Origin of the sequence: Micromonospora sp. NPDC049175 (assembly GCF_043197345.1) — a bacterium.
Classification (GTDB): domain Bacteria; phylum Actinomycetota; class Actinomycetes; order Mycobacteriales; family Micromonosporaceae; genus Micromonospora.
This window is the reverse complement of the sequence record NZ_JBICSY010000015.1, coordinates 100,374-113,843: the sequence shown is the minus strand read 5'-3', so window position 1 is coordinate 113,843 and position 13,470 is coordinate 100,374. Positions and strand designations below refer to the sequence as shown.

Below are 13,470 nucleotides of genomic sequence, written 5' to 3'. Positions count from 1 at the left end.
CCGGTTACATTCCGAACCCGGAAGCTAAGCCCTCCAGCGCCGATGGTACTGCACTCGTGAGGGTGTGGGAGAGTAGGACGCCGCCGGACAATCTTTCAGATAGGGCCACCCCCAACGGGGTGGCCCTATCTGCGTTTGCCCCACGTATCGGTTGGTCAACTCGGGATCACCGAAACGGCGGTATCCACGGCTGCTTGGCACCTCGACATCAGCAAAGCCGAGTCGATCACCGCGGCTCGGGCGCCGACGGTCCCGTGCGAGGCCGGGCGGGGTCCCAGGGCGAGGCACGGGCGGTCCGGGGCGAGGCACGGGCGGCCGGTGCGGGTCGGGTCAGTCGCGGGTCTGCATGTCCTTGCGGAGGTCGCGGAGCAGGGTCCCGGCGTCGGTGACCGACCTGCCGGGGAACATCGCCATCACCACGCTGCCGTGGTCGGCCCACCCGCACACCGCGAAGTCACCACCCTCGCCGCTCGTGCTGCCGCACTTCAACACGCCGCCCAGGTCACCTGCGGGCATCTCGCGGAGGCCGCTCACCGCGCCGGTCTCGTCCGACATGAGGCGGAACAGGCTCTCCAGGTCCCGCTCGGGCTGCCAGAGCAGCGTCGTGCCGCCGAAGACGAGCACGGAGCGCTTCTCGTCGGCCGGGTCGCGATAGACGGTGCCGAAGCTGCGGTCCAGTTCGATGTCCGCCGCGAGACCGCTGCGCAGGTAGTCGGCCGTGCTCTTCGCTCGATCGCTGTCGTCCCGGGTCAGGCCGGCCACCTGCGGGGGCGAGGTGAGCTCGGTGTCCTTCTGCTGCGCCACCCGCCACCCGGCGACGCCCAGCACGCCGGCGCCCGCCAGGCCGACCACGAGCGCGACCGTCCAACCGATCTTGCGTCGTCTCGACCAGCCGCCCGAGTGTTCGTCGGGGTCGCCCCCGGAGTCCCGGGTGCTCAACTGGATCGGCTCTTCGGTCAGCTCGACCGGCTCGCGGCCGCCGTCGCGCGACCGCTCGGTGAGATGTGCGTCGGACATAGCCGACACCGTACGCGAACCACAGGTGGCGCACGTGAGGTCCGCGGAAGCCCTCCGTAGACTTGTCAGGTGACCGAGAGACTGGATGCCCGACGCCCCGACGCCCCGACCCTTGCCGGCCAGTACCAGCCCGGCGAGGTAGAGCAGCGACGGTACGAGCAGTGGGTAGCCGCTGGGCACTTCCGGGCCTCCGCCGACAGCGACAAGCCCCCGTTCGCCATCGTCATCCCGCCGCCGAACGTCACCGGCTCACTGCACATGGGCCACGCGTTCGAGCACACGCTGATGGACGCGTTGACCCGGCGTAAGCGGATGCAGGGCTTCGAGGCGCTGTGGCTGCCGGGCATGGACCACGCCGGCATCGCCACCCAGAACCTGGTGGAGCGCCAGCTCGCCGCCGAGGGCCTGTCCCGACACGACCTGGGCCGGGAGAAGTTCGTCGAGCGGGTCTGGCAGTGGAAGGCCGAGTCCGGCGGCGCGATCCTGGGGCAGATGCGGCGCCTCGGCGACTCCGTCGACTGGGACCGTGAGCGTTTCACCATGGACGAGGGGTTGACCCGCGCCGTCCAGACGATCTTCAAGAAGCTCTTCGACGAGGGCCTCATCTACCGGGCCAACCGGATCATCAACTGGTGCCCGCGTTGCCTCACCGCGCTCTCCGACATCGAGGTCGAGCACACCGACGACGACGGTGAGCTGATCTCCATCCGCTACAGCGACGAGGTCGTGGTGGCCACCACCCGGGCCGAGACGATGCTCGGCGACACCGCCGTGGCGGTGCACCCGGACGACGAGCGCTACCAGCACCTGATCGGCACCGAGGTCGAGCTGCCGCTGACCGGCCGCCGCATCCCGATCGTCGCCGACGCGCACGTCGACCCGTCGTTCGGCACCGGCATGGTCAAGGTGACCCCGGCGCACGACCCGAACGACTTCGAGATCGGCCAGCGGCACGACCTGCCCGCGATCACCGTCATGGACGAGCGCGGCGTGATCACCGTGCCCGGCCCGTTCGAAGGGCTGGACCGCTTCGAGGCGCGGCCCGCGATCGTGGCGGCGTTGCGCGAGCAGGGTCGGATCGTCGCGGAGAAGCGGCCGTACGTGCACGCGGTCGGGCACTGCTCGCGGTGCAAGACGACGGTCGAGCCGCGGCTGTCGTTGCAGTGGTTCGTCAACACCGGGCCGCTGGCCCAGGCCGCCGGCGACGCGGTCCGCGACGGTCGGGTCCGCATCGAGCCGGCCGAGCTGGCCAAGCGCTACTTCGCCTGGGTCGACAACATGCACGACTGGTGCATCTCCCGTCAGCTGTGGTGGGGGCACCGGATCCCGGTCTGGTACGGCCCGCAGGGCGAGATCGTCTGCGTCGGCCCGGACGAGCAGCCGCCGACCGGCGACGGCTGGCGGCAGGACGAGGACGTGCTCGACACCTGGTTCTCCAGCGCGCTCTGGCCGTTCTCCACGCTCGGCTGGCCGGAGCAGACCCCTGACCTGGCCAAGTTCTATCCGACAAGCGTCCTGGTCACCGGCTACGACATCCTGTTCTTCTGGGTCGCCCGGATGATGATGTTCGGCCTGCACGCGATGGACGGCAAGCAGCCGTTCGACGTGGTCGCCCTGCACGGCATGGTCCGCGACGAGCACGGCAAGAAGATGTCCAAGTCGTTCGGCAACGTCGTCGACCCGCTGGACTGGATCGACCGGTTCGGTGCCGACGCCACCCGGTTCACCCTGGCCCGAGGCGCGAACCCCGGGCAGGACGTGCCGGTCAGCGAGGAGTGGTGCCAGGGCTCCCGCAACTTCTGCAACAAGCTCTGGAACGCCACCCGGTTCGCCCTGATGAACGGCGCGCACACCACGGGTGACCTACCGCCCGCCGAGCGGCTCTCCACCGTCGACAGGTGGATCCTGTCCCGGCTGGCGCACGTCACCGCCGAGGTCGACGAGCAGTTCGAGGCGTACGAGTTCGCCAAGGTGTGTGACCTGCTCTACCACTTCGCCTGGGACGACGTCTGCGACTGGTACGTGGAGCTCAGCAAGCCGGTGCTCGCCGAGGGTGGTGAGCGGGCCGAGACCAGCCGCCGGGTGCTCGGGCACGTGCTGGACCAGTTGCTGCGGCTGCTGCACCCGGTCATCCCGTTCGTCACCGAGGAGCTGTGGATCGCGCTGACCGGCGGCGAGACGGTGCAGACCGCCGCCTGGCCGGTTGCCGACCGGTCGCTTGTCGACGACGCCGCCGAGGCCGAGCTGGCCAGTGTGCAGCGCGTGGTCACCGAGATCCGGCGGTTCCGCTCCGATCAGGGGCTGCGCCCGACCCAGCGGGTGGCCGCCCGGTTGGACGGGCTGACCGGGGCGGGCATCGACGCCCACGAACCGCTGATCCGTTCCCTGGTCCGGCTCGACCCGGCCGGTGACGATTTCCAGGCCAGCGCCACGCTGGCCATGCCCGGCGCGGTCGGTGTCGCGTTGGACACCCGGGGGTCGATCGACGTGGCCGCCGAGCGGGCCCGGCTGACGAAGGACCGCGCGGCGGCCGAGAAGGAGGTCGCGCAGGCTCGGGCGAAGCTCGACAACCCGGCCTTCATCGGTAAGGCCCCCGAGCCGGTGGTCGCGAAGATCCGCGACCGGCTCGCCACCGCCGAGGCCGACCTGGTCCGGATCGACGCTGCTCTGGAGACACTTTCCTCGTGACCGACCGTACCGATTTCGCCGCCGTCGAGGCCGAGCTGAACGCCCGTGGTTTCACCCGGATGGTCTTCGAGTTGGACCGGATCGAGTCGCTGCTGGACCTGCTCGGCAGTCCACAGCGGGCGTACCCGGCGATCCACCTGACCGGCACCAACGGCAAGACCTCCACCGCGCGGATGATCGACTCGCTGCTGCGGGCGCACGGGCTGCACACCGGCCGGTACACCAGCCCGCACCTGGAGACCGTCCGGGAGCGGATCAGCCTGGACGGGGAACCGGTGAGCGAGGAGCGGTTCGCCGCGGTGTACCGGGAGATCAAACCGCTTGCCGAGCTGGTGGACGCGCGGTCGGACGAGCCGCTGACGTACTTCGACATGACGACCGCGTTGGCGTTCGCCACGTTCGCCGACGCTCCTGTCGACATCGCGGTGGTCGAGGTGGGCCTCGGCGGCGCCGAGGACGCCACGAACGTCATCCAGGCCGGGGTCTGTGTGATCACCCCGATCGGGCTGGACCACACCGAGTGGTTGGGTGACACGCTCCAGGACATCGCGCTGGCCAAGGCCGGCATCATCCACCCGGGCGCCACCGTCATCTCGGCGGCCCAGGAGGAGGAGGCCGCTGGTCCCCTCCTCGAACGCTGCGCCGAGGTCGGGGCCACGCTCGCCCGGGAGGGCGGCGAGTTCGGCGTACTGGGTCGGGCGGTCGCGGTCGGCGGCCAGGTGCTCACCCTGCAGGGCCTGGGCGGCGTCTACGACGACGTGTTCATTCCCCTGCACGGCGCCCACCAGGCGCAGAACGCCGCGGTGGCGCTTGCCGCCGTGGAAGCGTTCCTGGGCGCCGGGGCCCGACGCCAACTCGACGTCGAGACGGTCCGGGAGGGCTTCGCCTCGGCCAGTTCCCCGGGTCGACTGGAGCGGGTCCGCAACGCGCCGACGGTCCTGCTCGACGGCGCGCACAACCCGCACGGCATGAAGGCCACCGTCACCGCCCTCCAGGAGGAGTTCGCGTTCAGCAAGCTGGTGGCGGTTGTCGGCGTACTCGCCGACAAGGACGCGGAGGCCATGCTGGAGCTGCTGGAGCCGGTGGTCGACCAGGTGGTGGTCACCCGCAACAGCTCGCCACGGGCGATGCCGACCGAGGAACTCGCCGCGTTGGCCGCCGAGATCTTCGGCGACGAGCGGGTGGACTCGGCCGAGGACATGCCGGACGCCATCGAGTTGGCGGTGGCGCTGGCCGAGGAGAACGTCCCCGGCGAACTCAGCGGGGTCGGGGTGCTGGTCACCGGGTCGGTGGTGACGGTCGCCGACGCCCGTCGGCTGCTGAAGCGATGACCGACCCGGAGCGGGACCTCCACGCCGCCACCGGTGACCCGGCCGACCAGGGCGTCACCGGCTCGCCGGCTGATCAGAGCGCGCCACCGGAGGAGCCCGTCGCCGGGCAGCCGCGACGCTCCGGGTTGCGCAACCCGGAGCGGGCGGTCCGCGGCCTGGGCGCCGGCACGCTCAGCCTGGAGGCGCTGGTGCTGCTGCTGGCGATCCAGCCGATCCGCGTGGTCGGCGGTGATCTCGGTGGTGCCGCCATCGGTGCCGTGGTGGCACTGGCGGTGGCCGCCATCGTTCTCGCCGGCATGATGCGCCGTCCCTGGGCGTGGCACGCCGGCACCGTGCTCCAGGGCCTGCTGCTGCTGGGCGGCCTGCTGCACTGGTCGCTGCTCGGCCTGGGCATCATCTTCGCCCTGGTCTGGGCGTACGCGCTGCACGTCCGTCGGGTCATCCTCGGCTGACGCCGGACCGGCCGGCGGCCCGGCGGCGCGGGCCGGGTCAGGCCTCGGCGCGTTCGCGCCACTGGGTGAGGGCGATGCCGTGGCCGTCCGGGTCGCGGAACGCCGCAGCCCACACCTCCAGCTTCGAGCCCCGGTTGACCACCCGGGGCGCGTACGTGAATCGGACGCCCGAGCCGCGTAGCCGTTCGTACGCCGCTTCGATGTCGTTGACCTCGAGGTTGACGTGCACCAGCCGGCGGCTGATGGGCGCGGCTCCGGTCACCTCGCGCAGGACGAGCCGGGTCGTCCCGGAGGCGAGTACGGCATTGCCGGCGCCCTGGTCGACCTCGGTGAAGCCGAGCACGTCGCGGTAGAAGTCGAGCGACCGGGACAGGTCGGTCACCAGCAGGGTGAGACCCACCCCGCTGATCGGCGCGGCCGGATCCGCGGCCGCATCCCCGGCCAAGCCGAAGATCACCTCGTCCAGCTCCGCGTCGGTGACGGTCTCCCGTGCCGCCCCGACCGGGGAGGGGTCGTCCAGCGGAAGATCCAGGGGGTCCAGCGGGTCGGTCGCGCCCGGACCGGACCGCTGTGCGGGCGGCGGGTCGGCGAACCGGTCGTCGGCCGGGGGCGCGTCGAACCGGTCGGCCGGGGGCATCTCGGTGCGGTCGGCCGGCGGGGCGTCGAACCGGTCGGCAGGCGGCATCTCGGTCCGGTCGGCCTCGGGCAGGTCGCTCCGGTCGGCGGCGGGCTCGTCGAACTGCTCCTCGGCGGGCGGGCGCGGCGCAGGGGTGGCCCGCCGTGGCAGCCCGCTCTTGGCCTGCTGCTCGACGAGGACGCCCTCCAACACCACCGGGCCGCCCGGACTCTGGTGCATCACCACGTGCTCGCGCTCCTCGGACCTGCCGCCCGGGTCGTCGCGCACCGGGTCGGGGCGGACCGGGTCGGGGCCGCGCGGGTCCTGGAAGCGGTCGCCGAGTGGGTCGCCGAAGTCGTCCCGGAAGTCGTCGTCCGAGGCGCGGTCGGCCCACGGCGGGGCGTCCTGCTGGATCAGCACGTCGTCCATGGCCTCGGCCTCGGCGAACTCCGGCGGGAGGTCGGCGACGGCGGCGGCGGTCTCGGCGTGGGTGGGCACCTCGTCCCAGAGGACCTTCACGTGCCGCTGGTCGTCCAACGCGACCCGGATCGGCAGGGTCTGGCCCAGCGACGGCCACTTGGAGACCGGCACCCTCGGCTCGATGATCTTCTTGGACCGGGGCGGCAGGCCGGGCGCGTCGATCACCAGTTGCAGTTCGCAGCGGCCGAAGGCGTACTGGGTGGGTGGTTCGGAGGCGCTGTGCACGTGCCCGACACCCACCACCCAGGTGCGCCCGCCACCGCGGACGGTCGCCAGCGCGATCGCCAGCACCAGCAGGGCGACCCCGAGAGCCACGATGGCCCAACTGGTCATGCCCAGCCCGAAGAGGACGACGAAGGTGGCCACGGTGCCCAGCACCGTGCCGACCAGCTTGCGTACCGGCGCGATGGGCCGGTTCCCGCCATTCGCCACAGTGGACCTCCCGGGGTCAGGGCCAGGCTAGGCCGGATCGGCCACCGGGCGAAAGACCGGCCGCCGCGCCGGCGCCGGGACCGGGTCGCTACGCTGACCGTACCGATCCCAGGCGTTCAGCGTGCACAGGAGGAACCCAGCGTGTCCAGCAACAGTCCGGATGAGCGCAGCCTCGTTCTGATCAAGCCCGACGCGGTCCGCCGTGGCCTGGTCGGCGAGCTGCTCTCCCGCTTCGAGCGCAAGGGGCTGCGGATCGACGCGATGGTGCACCGGACGATGGACGCCGCGCTCGCCGACGAGCACTACGCCGAGCACGTCGACAAGGCGTTCTACCCGCCGCTGAAGGACTTCATGACCAGCGGTCCGCTCGTCGCTCTCGTGCTCTCCGGAGACCAGGTCATCGACGTGGTCCGTGGGCTGGTCGGGGCCACCGACGGGCGTCGGGCCGCCGCCGGCACCATCCGGGGCGACCTGTCGCTGTCCAACCGGGAGAACCTGGTGCACGCCTCCGACTCGACGGACAGCGCCAAGCGCGAGATCGCGCTCTGGTTCCCCGAGCTGGGCTGACGTTCCCCGAGCTGGGCTGACGTTCCCCGAGCTGGGCTGGGCTGACGCGACTCGTCCGGGGCCGGTGGCGCCGGGGGTTCAGTCGGCCGGCGGCAGTTTCGTCGGGTTGCCGACCACGTAGATCTCGGTGATCCGTCCGTCGGCCGCGGCGATGGTGAGCGTGTACCGGCTGCCGTCCGCACGGGTGATCAACACCGCGGGTTCGCCGTTCAGCTCGATCGGCTGCACGGTCATGGGCCGGCCCGGGCCGTAGATCCCGGCGTAGAACCGGGCGATCCGGTCCGCGCCGGTGACCGGGTTGCGGGCGGCCCGGACCCGGCCACCGCCGTCGTTCCAGGCCGTGGCGTCCGCCGCGACCAGGCCGGTGAGCCTCGCCAGGTCCCCGTCGCGGGCGGCGGCGAGGAACGCGTCCAGCAACCGTTCCCGTTCGGCCCGGCTGGCGGTGAAGCGCCGCTGCTCCTGATGGATCCGGGTGGTCGCCCGGTGGTGGAGTTGGCGGCAGTCCTCCGGGGTCCGGTCCAGGATCTCGGCGATCTCGGCGTACGGGACGTCGAAGGCGGTGTGCAGGACGTACACCGCCCGCTCCGGCGGGGTGAGCCGCTCCAGGACGTGCAGCAGCGCGGCGGAGAGCGAGTCGCGCAGCTCCGCGCGGTCCAACGGTCCGAACGGCGAGGGCGCGGTCGGCACCGGCTCGGGCAGCCAGATGCCGACGTACGTCTCGCGGGCCGCCTGCCGGGCCCGCAACCGGTCCAGGGACAGTCGGGTGACCACCCGGGACAGGTACCGGCGCGGTTCCTCCACCGCCGACCGGTCCACGCCGTGCCAGCGCAGGTACGCCTCCTGGAGCACGTCCTCCGCGTCGTGCCGGCTGCCGAGCAGGCGGTACGCGAGCCCGAGCAGCATCGGCCGGTGCGCCTGGAGCGCACCGGCCGCATCTGATGCCGCAGTGGTCATGCGAGGGCCGGAGGCTCCAACCGCATGGTCACCCCGATCCGGTTCCACACGTTGATTGTGGCAATCGCGAGGACGAGATCGGCCAGTTCCTTCTCCGACCAAACCTTCGCGGCGGCGTCCCACACCTCGTCCGGCACGCCGTGCTCGCCGAGCCGGGTGACGGCGTCGGTGAGATCGAGCGCGGCCCGCTCCCGTTCGTCGAAGAACGGCGACTCCCGCCAGGTGGCCACCGCGAACAGCCGTCGGCTCGACTCACCCTTGGCGAGCGCGTCCTGGCTGTGCATGTCGACGCAGTACGCGCATCCGTTGATCATCGACGCTCGCAGTTTCACCAGCTCAAGCACCGTCTGGTCGACGTTCGACTGGACGTACTTCTCCAGCCCCATGACCGCCTGGTACGCCTTCGGCGCCACCGCGCCGGGATTCATCCTCTGCATGGCTACCTCCCCTGATCGGTTGGACACCAACACGACGGACCAGCAGGGCCGAACCGTGACAGCCGCCCCTGTGACCCCGGTCATGCCCCCAACCCCAACCCCAACCCACCCCTCAGCTCGTTGATCATGAGGTTATCGTCACGACACGCCGGAGCGGCCAGCTATAACCTCATGATCAACGGCGTCGGGCGGGCCGGGGTGGGGCCGGGGTGGGGCGGGCCGGGTGGGGCCGGGTGGGGCCGGGGTGGGGGAGGGTCTTGTATCGTTGGGCTTTGTATGGCGATGACCCGGCTATCACCGGTGAGCCTCCGGAAGAACGGCCGGGTGACCGGCCCAGTAGAACCGGACGGGTGCGGCCCGTCACAGCCGGTAAATGAGCGGGCGGTCGATCGTGGCCGCCAAGCGGGGTGGTACCGCGGATCACCCGGGCGCGCCGTCGAGGCGTACCCGGAGGTTCGTCCTCGCAGACCCACGTTGAGTGAGCTGCATGAGGAGAGCGACCCCCGATGGCCTATCCGTTGCACGACCCGACCGCCGCCGGTGTCCCGGCGAGCCCGGACCTGCCCGCGGTCGAGCGCAGGGTGCTGGAGCACTGGACGGCCGACAAGACCTTCGAGGCCAGCGTCGAGGCCCGCCCGGCCGGCGACGACGGCAAGAACGAGTACGTCTTCTACGACGGCCCGCCGTTCGCCAACGGGCTGCCGCACTACGGTCACCTGTTCACCGGGTACGTCAAGGACGTGGTGCCGCGCTACCAGACCATGCGCGGCCGGCACGTCGAGCGGCGCTTCGGCTGGGACTGCCACGGCCTGCCCGCCGAGGTGGTCGCCGAGAAGCAGCTCGGCATCACCAGCAAGGCGGAGATCATCGACCTGGGCGTGGCCCGGTTCAACGAGGCCTGCCGCACCTCCGTGCTGGAGTTCACCCAGGACTGGGAGCGGTACATCAACCGGCAGGCCCGGTGGGTCGACTTCAGCAACGACTACAAGACCCTCGACCTGGACTACATGGAAAGCGTCATGTGGGCCTTCAAGACCCTGCACGACAAGGGTCTGATCTACGAGGGCTTCCGGGTGCTCGCGTACTGCTGGCGCTGTGAGACGCCGCTGTCGAACACCGAGACCCGGATGGACGACGTCTACCGCGACCGGCACGACCCGACGTTGTCGGTGTGGTTCGGGCTGACCGCCGACGAGTCCGCGCCGGAGCTGGTGCGGGGGCCGGTCAAGCTGGGCGTCTGGACCACCACGCCGTGGACCCTGCCGTCGAACCTCGCGCTCGCCGTCGGCCCGGACATCGAGTACGCGGTGCTCGAACGCGACGGCGAGCGGTACGTCGTGGGTGCCGCACGGGTGGCCGCGTACGCCAAGGAGTTGGACGGGTACCAGCAGGTCGGCACGGTGTACGGCCGGGACCTGGTCGGACGCCGCTACACCCCGCTGTACGACTTCCTCGTCGAGCAGGCCGGCGACAACGCCTACCAGGTGCTCGGCGCGGAGTTCGTCACCACCGAGGACGGCACCGGGATCGTGCACCTCGCCCCGGCCTTCGGCGAGGACGACCAGAACGTCTGCAACGCCGCCGGCATCCCGACCATCGTCACGGTGGATGACCACACCCGCTTCACCGCGCTGGTCCCGCCGTACCAGGGTGAGCAGGTCTTCGACGTCAACAAGCCGGTGATCCGGGAGCTGAAGGAGCGGGGGGTGGTGCTCAAGCAGGACACCTACACCCACTCGTACCCGCACTGCTGGCGCTGTGACACCCCGCTCGTCTACAAGGCGGTGTCCTCGTGGTTCGTCGCGGTGACGCAGTTCCGGGACCGGATGGTCGAGCTGAACCAGGAGATCAACTGGACGCCCGGCCACATCAAGGACGGCTCGTTCGGCAAGTGGCTGGCCAACGCCCGGGACTGGTCGATCAGCCGGAACCGGTTCTGGGGCTCGCCGATCCCGGCGTGGAAGTCCGACGACCCGAACTACCCGCGCCTGGACGTCTACGGCTCGCTCGCCGACATCGAGCGGGACTTCGGCGTACGCCTCACCGACCTGCACCGACCGGCGGTGGACGACCTGGTCCGCCCCAACCCGGACGACCCGACCGGTCGGTCGATGATGCGCCGGGTGCCGGAGGTGCTGGACTGCTGGTTCGAGTCCGGGTCGATGCCGTTCGCCCAGGTGCACTACCCGTTCGAAAACGCGGACTGGTTCGAGCACCACTACCCGGGTGACTTCATCGTCGAGTACATCGGGCAGACCCGCGGCTGGTTCTACACCATGCACGTGCTGGCCACCGCGCTGTTCGACCGCCCGGCGTTCCGCAACTGCCTGAGCCACGGCATCCTGCTCGGCTCGGACGGGCGCAAGATGTCCAAGAGCCTGCGCAACTATCCGGACGTCTACCACGTCTTCGACGCGTACGGCTCGGACGCCATGCGGTGGATGCTGATGTCCTCGCCGGTGTTGCGCGGCGGCGACATGGCGGTCACCGAGGCGGGCATCCGCGACGCCGTCCGCCAGGTGCTGCTGCCGCTGTGGAACGTCTGGTACTTCTTCACGCTCTACGCCAACGCGGACGGGCACCAGGCGCGCCGGCGCACCGACTCGACGCACCTGCTCGACAGGTACGTGCTGGCGAAGACGAACGAGCTGGTCGCCACGGTCGGCGCGCAGATGGACGCGTACGACATCTCCGGCGCCTGCGCCACCGTCCGGTCCTACCTGGACGCGCTGACCAACTGGTACGTGCGCCGCTCCCGGGACCGGTTCTGGTCCGGCGACGTCAACGCCTTCGACACGCTCTGGACGGTGCTGGAGACGCTCTGCCGGGTGGTGGCGCCGCTCGCGCCGCTGACCGCGGAGGAGATCTGGCGTGGGCTGACCGGTGAGCGGTCGGTGCACCTGACCGACTGGCCGGAGGCGACCGAGTTCCCGGCCGACCACGACCTGGTCGCCGCGATGGACGCCACCCGGGCGGTCGCCTCGGCGGCGCTGTCGCTGCGCAAGGCAAAGGGGCTGCGGGTGCGGCTGCCGCTGTCCAAGCTGACCGTGGCCTCGCCGGCGGCGGAGCAGTTGCGCCCGTTCGCCGACCTGGTCACCGACGAGGTCAACGTCAAGGCGGTGGAGTTCAGCGCGGAGCTGTCCGCGTACTGCGAGCAGGTGTTGACGGTGGTGCCCCGGGCGCTCGGTCCGCGGGTCGGCAAGCAGGTCCAGCAGGTGATCAAGGCGGTCAAGGCGGGCGACTGGGAGCTCGTCGACGGCGCCCCGGTGGCCGCCGGTGTCACCCTCGCCGAGGGTGAGTACGAGCTGCGCCTGGTCGCCGCCGACGCCGAGAACTCCGCGCCACTGCCCGGCGGTGAGGGTGTGGTGGTGCTGGACACCGAGGTCACTCCGGAGTTGGCCGCCGAGGGGCTGGCCCGCGACGTGGTGCGTGTCGTGCAGCAGGCGCGCCGCGACGCCGACCTGGACGTGTCGGACCGGATCGTGGTGTCGGTGTCGGCCTCCGACGAGGTACGCGCGGCGGTGGCCGGTTACCTCGACTTCGTGTCCGGGGAGGTGCTGGCCGACTCGGTGGACTTCGCCGAGGGGGTCGACGGCTTCGCCGGCGAGGTCGGCGACGGTGACCGGGTGACGGTCTCCGTCCGCAGGTCGTAGATGCGGCTGCGGACGCCTCACCACCTCCGTCCGCGGGGTGTGGAGGCGTCCGCTACCGTGACACCGCCTGTTCGCACCTGATCAGCCGGAGGACCAGTGCCCCTGCTCTACACCATCGGCAAGCTCGCCGTGGGGCCCACGCTGCGGTTGGCGTTCCGCCCGACCGTCGAGGGGCTGGAAAACGTGCCGAAGAGCGGCGGGGCGATCTTCGCCGGCAACCACCTGTCGGTGGCCGACGAGCTGTTCCTCGGCACTGTCGTGCCCCGGCACCTGGCGTTCTGGGCGAAGTCGGAGTATTTCAAGGGCGCCGGTGTGAAGGGTGCGATCTCCAAGTTCGTGCTCACCGGCCTGGGCGCCATCCCGGTGGAGCGGGGCGGCGGCCGGGCCGCGCTGTCCGCGTTCGACGCGGCGATCCCGGTGCTCAAGAACGGCGACCTGGTGGTGGTCTACCCGGAGGGCACCCGCTCGCCGGACGGCCGGCTCTACCGGGGGCGGACCGGCACGGTTCGGTTGGCGACCTCGACGGGTGTCCCGATCATCCCGGTCGGCATGATCGGCACGGACAAGGCGCAGCCCATCGGCGCCCGGGTGCCCCGCCCCGGCGCTGCCGAGATCATCATTCGGTTCGGCAAGCCGATCGACCTGACCGGACGGCCGACGGACCGCACCTCGCTGCGGCAGATGACCGACGAGATGATGAGCGAGATCCAGAAGCTCACCGGCCAGGAGTACGTCCCCCGTTACGCCCCGCCGCGCGTCCACCCGGACCCCACCCGCGAGACCTGACCCCCACCCGGTCGATCAGGAAGTCCACCGCCTTCGTGCGGCGGGCGCCTTCCTGAT

At 71.0% G+C, this 13,470-nt stretch carries 10 protein-coding genes and 1 rRNA gene; 7 read left to right on the top strand and 4 right to left on the bottom strand.

Translation table 11 applies throughout. From position 1 onward, the window contains the following. Positions 1 to 89: ribosomal RNA gene (gene rrf, locus ACGFH8_RS34355) — 5S ribosomal RNA — on the top strand; the annotation flags it as partial. Positions 90 to 330: 241 nt separating this feature from the next. Here the strand turns inward: rrf and ACGFH8_RS34350 are convergent. Beyond that, positions 331 to 1,017, bottom strand: coding sequence for a hypothetical protein (locus ACGFH8_RS34350; RefSeq protein WP_393375678.1), 687 nt, complete (start codon positions 1,015 to 1,017; stop codon positions 331 to 333). Positions 1,018 to 1,086: 69 nt separating this feature from the next. Between ACGFH8_RS34350 and ACGFH8_RS34345 the strand changes: the two genes are divergently transcribed. From ACGFH8_RS34345 to ACGFH8_RS34335, 3 genes are read left to right on the top strand one after another with little or no spacing between them, the layout of a single operon-like run. Next, positions 1,087 to 3,705, top strand: a complete 2,619-nt coding sequence (locus ACGFH8_RS34345; protein ID WP_393375675.1) for a valine--tRNA ligase — start codon at positions 1,087 to 1,089, stop codon at positions 3,703 to 3,705. After that, the gene (locus ACGFH8_RS34340; protein WP_393375672.1) at positions 3,702 to 5,036 is read left to right on the top strand and encodes a bifunctional folylpolyglutamate synthase/dihydrofolate synthase; all 1,335 of its coding nucleotides are present in this window, start codon (positions 3,702 to 3,704) and stop codon (positions 5,034 to 5,036) included. The genes ACGFH8_RS34345 and ACGFH8_RS34340 overlap by 4 nt, the downstream gene beginning before the upstream one ends. After that, positions 5,033 to 5,488 carry a DUF4233 domain-containing protein gene (locus ACGFH8_RS34335; protein WP_393375669.1) on the top strand — a complete coding sequence of 152 codons (456 nt, stop codon included), beginning with the start codon at positions 5,033 to 5,035 and terminating at the stop codon, positions 5,486 to 5,488. The genes ACGFH8_RS34340 and ACGFH8_RS34335 overlap by 4 nt, the downstream gene beginning before the upstream one ends. Before the next feature lie 37 nt (positions 5,489 to 5,525). On the opposite strand, the gene ACGFH8_RS34330 is transcribed toward ACGFH8_RS34335, so the two are convergent. After that, complete coding sequence (locus tag ACGFH8_RS34330; RefSeq protein ID WP_393375666.1) at positions 5,526 to 7,016, bottom strand: VOC family protein; 1,491 nt, start codon at positions 7,014 to 7,016, stop codon at positions 5,526 to 5,528. A gap of 141 nt (positions 7,017 to 7,157) precedes the next feature. Here ACGFH8_RS34330 and ndk point away from each other — a divergent pair, with 141 nt between their 5' ends. Then, positions 7,158 to 7,583, top strand: coding sequence for a nucleoside-diphosphate kinase (gene ndk / locus ACGFH8_RS34325; protein WP_393375664.1), 426 nt, complete (start codon positions 7,158 to 7,160; stop codon positions 7,581 to 7,583). A 78-nt stretch (positions 7,584 to 7,661) separates the two neighbouring features. On the opposite strand, the gene sigJ is transcribed toward ndk, so the two are convergent. Together sigJ and ACGFH8_RS34315 are read right to left on the bottom strand one after the other, a co-directional pair. Next, on the bottom strand, positions 7,662 to 8,537 hold the full coding sequence (gene sigJ / locus ACGFH8_RS34320; protein WP_393375661.1) for an RNA polymerase sigma factor SigJ: 876 nt from the start codon (positions 8,535 to 8,537) through the stop codon (positions 7,662 to 7,664). Beyond that, complete coding sequence (locus ACGFH8_RS34315; protein ID WP_393375658.1) at positions 8,534 to 8,974, bottom strand: carboxymuconolactone decarboxylase family protein; 441 nt, start codon at positions 8,972 to 8,974, stop codon at positions 8,534 to 8,536. The genes sigJ and ACGFH8_RS34315 overlap by 4 nt, the downstream gene beginning before the upstream one ends. Positions 8,975 to 9,480: 506 nt before the next feature. Between ACGFH8_RS34315 and ileS the strand changes: the two genes are divergently transcribed. Both ileS and ACGFH8_RS34305 read left to right on the top strand, forming a co-directional pair. Further along, positions 9,481 to 12,627 (top strand): isoleucine--tRNA ligase, encoded by a 3,147-nt coding sequence (gene ileS / locus ACGFH8_RS34310; RefSeq protein ID WP_393375655.1) that lies wholly within the window; start codon positions 9,481 to 9,483, stop codon positions 12,625 to 12,627. Positions 12,628 to 12,723: 96 nt separating this feature from the next. Continuing rightward, entirely contained in the window at positions 12,724 to 13,413 is a 690-nt protein-coding gene (locus ACGFH8_RS34305) for a lysophospholipid acyltransferase family protein (protein ID WP_393375652.1), read from the top strand. Positions 13,414 to 13,470 lie beyond the last annotated feature (57 nt).

Coding starts and splice junctions, on each gene's coding strand:
- ACGFH8_RS34350 (WP_393375678.1), bottom strand. CDS start 1,017: ATGTCCGACGCACATCTCACCGAGCGGTCGCGCGACGGCGGCCGCGAG.
- ACGFH8_RS34335 (WP_393375669.1), top strand. CDS start 5,033: ATGACCGACCCGGAGCGGGACCTCCACGCCGCCACCGGTGACCCGGCC.
- sigJ (WP_393375661.1), bottom strand. CDS start 8,537: ATGACCACTGCGGCATCAGATGCGGCCGGTGCGCTCCAGGCGCACCGG.
- ACGFH8_RS34315 (WP_393375658.1), bottom strand. CDS start 8,974: ATGCAGAGGATGAATCCCGGCGCGGTGGCGCCGAAGGCGTACCAGGCG.
- ileS (WP_393375655.1), top strand. CDS start 9,481: ATGGCCTATCCGTTGCACGACCCGACCGCCGCCGGTGTCCCGGCGAGC.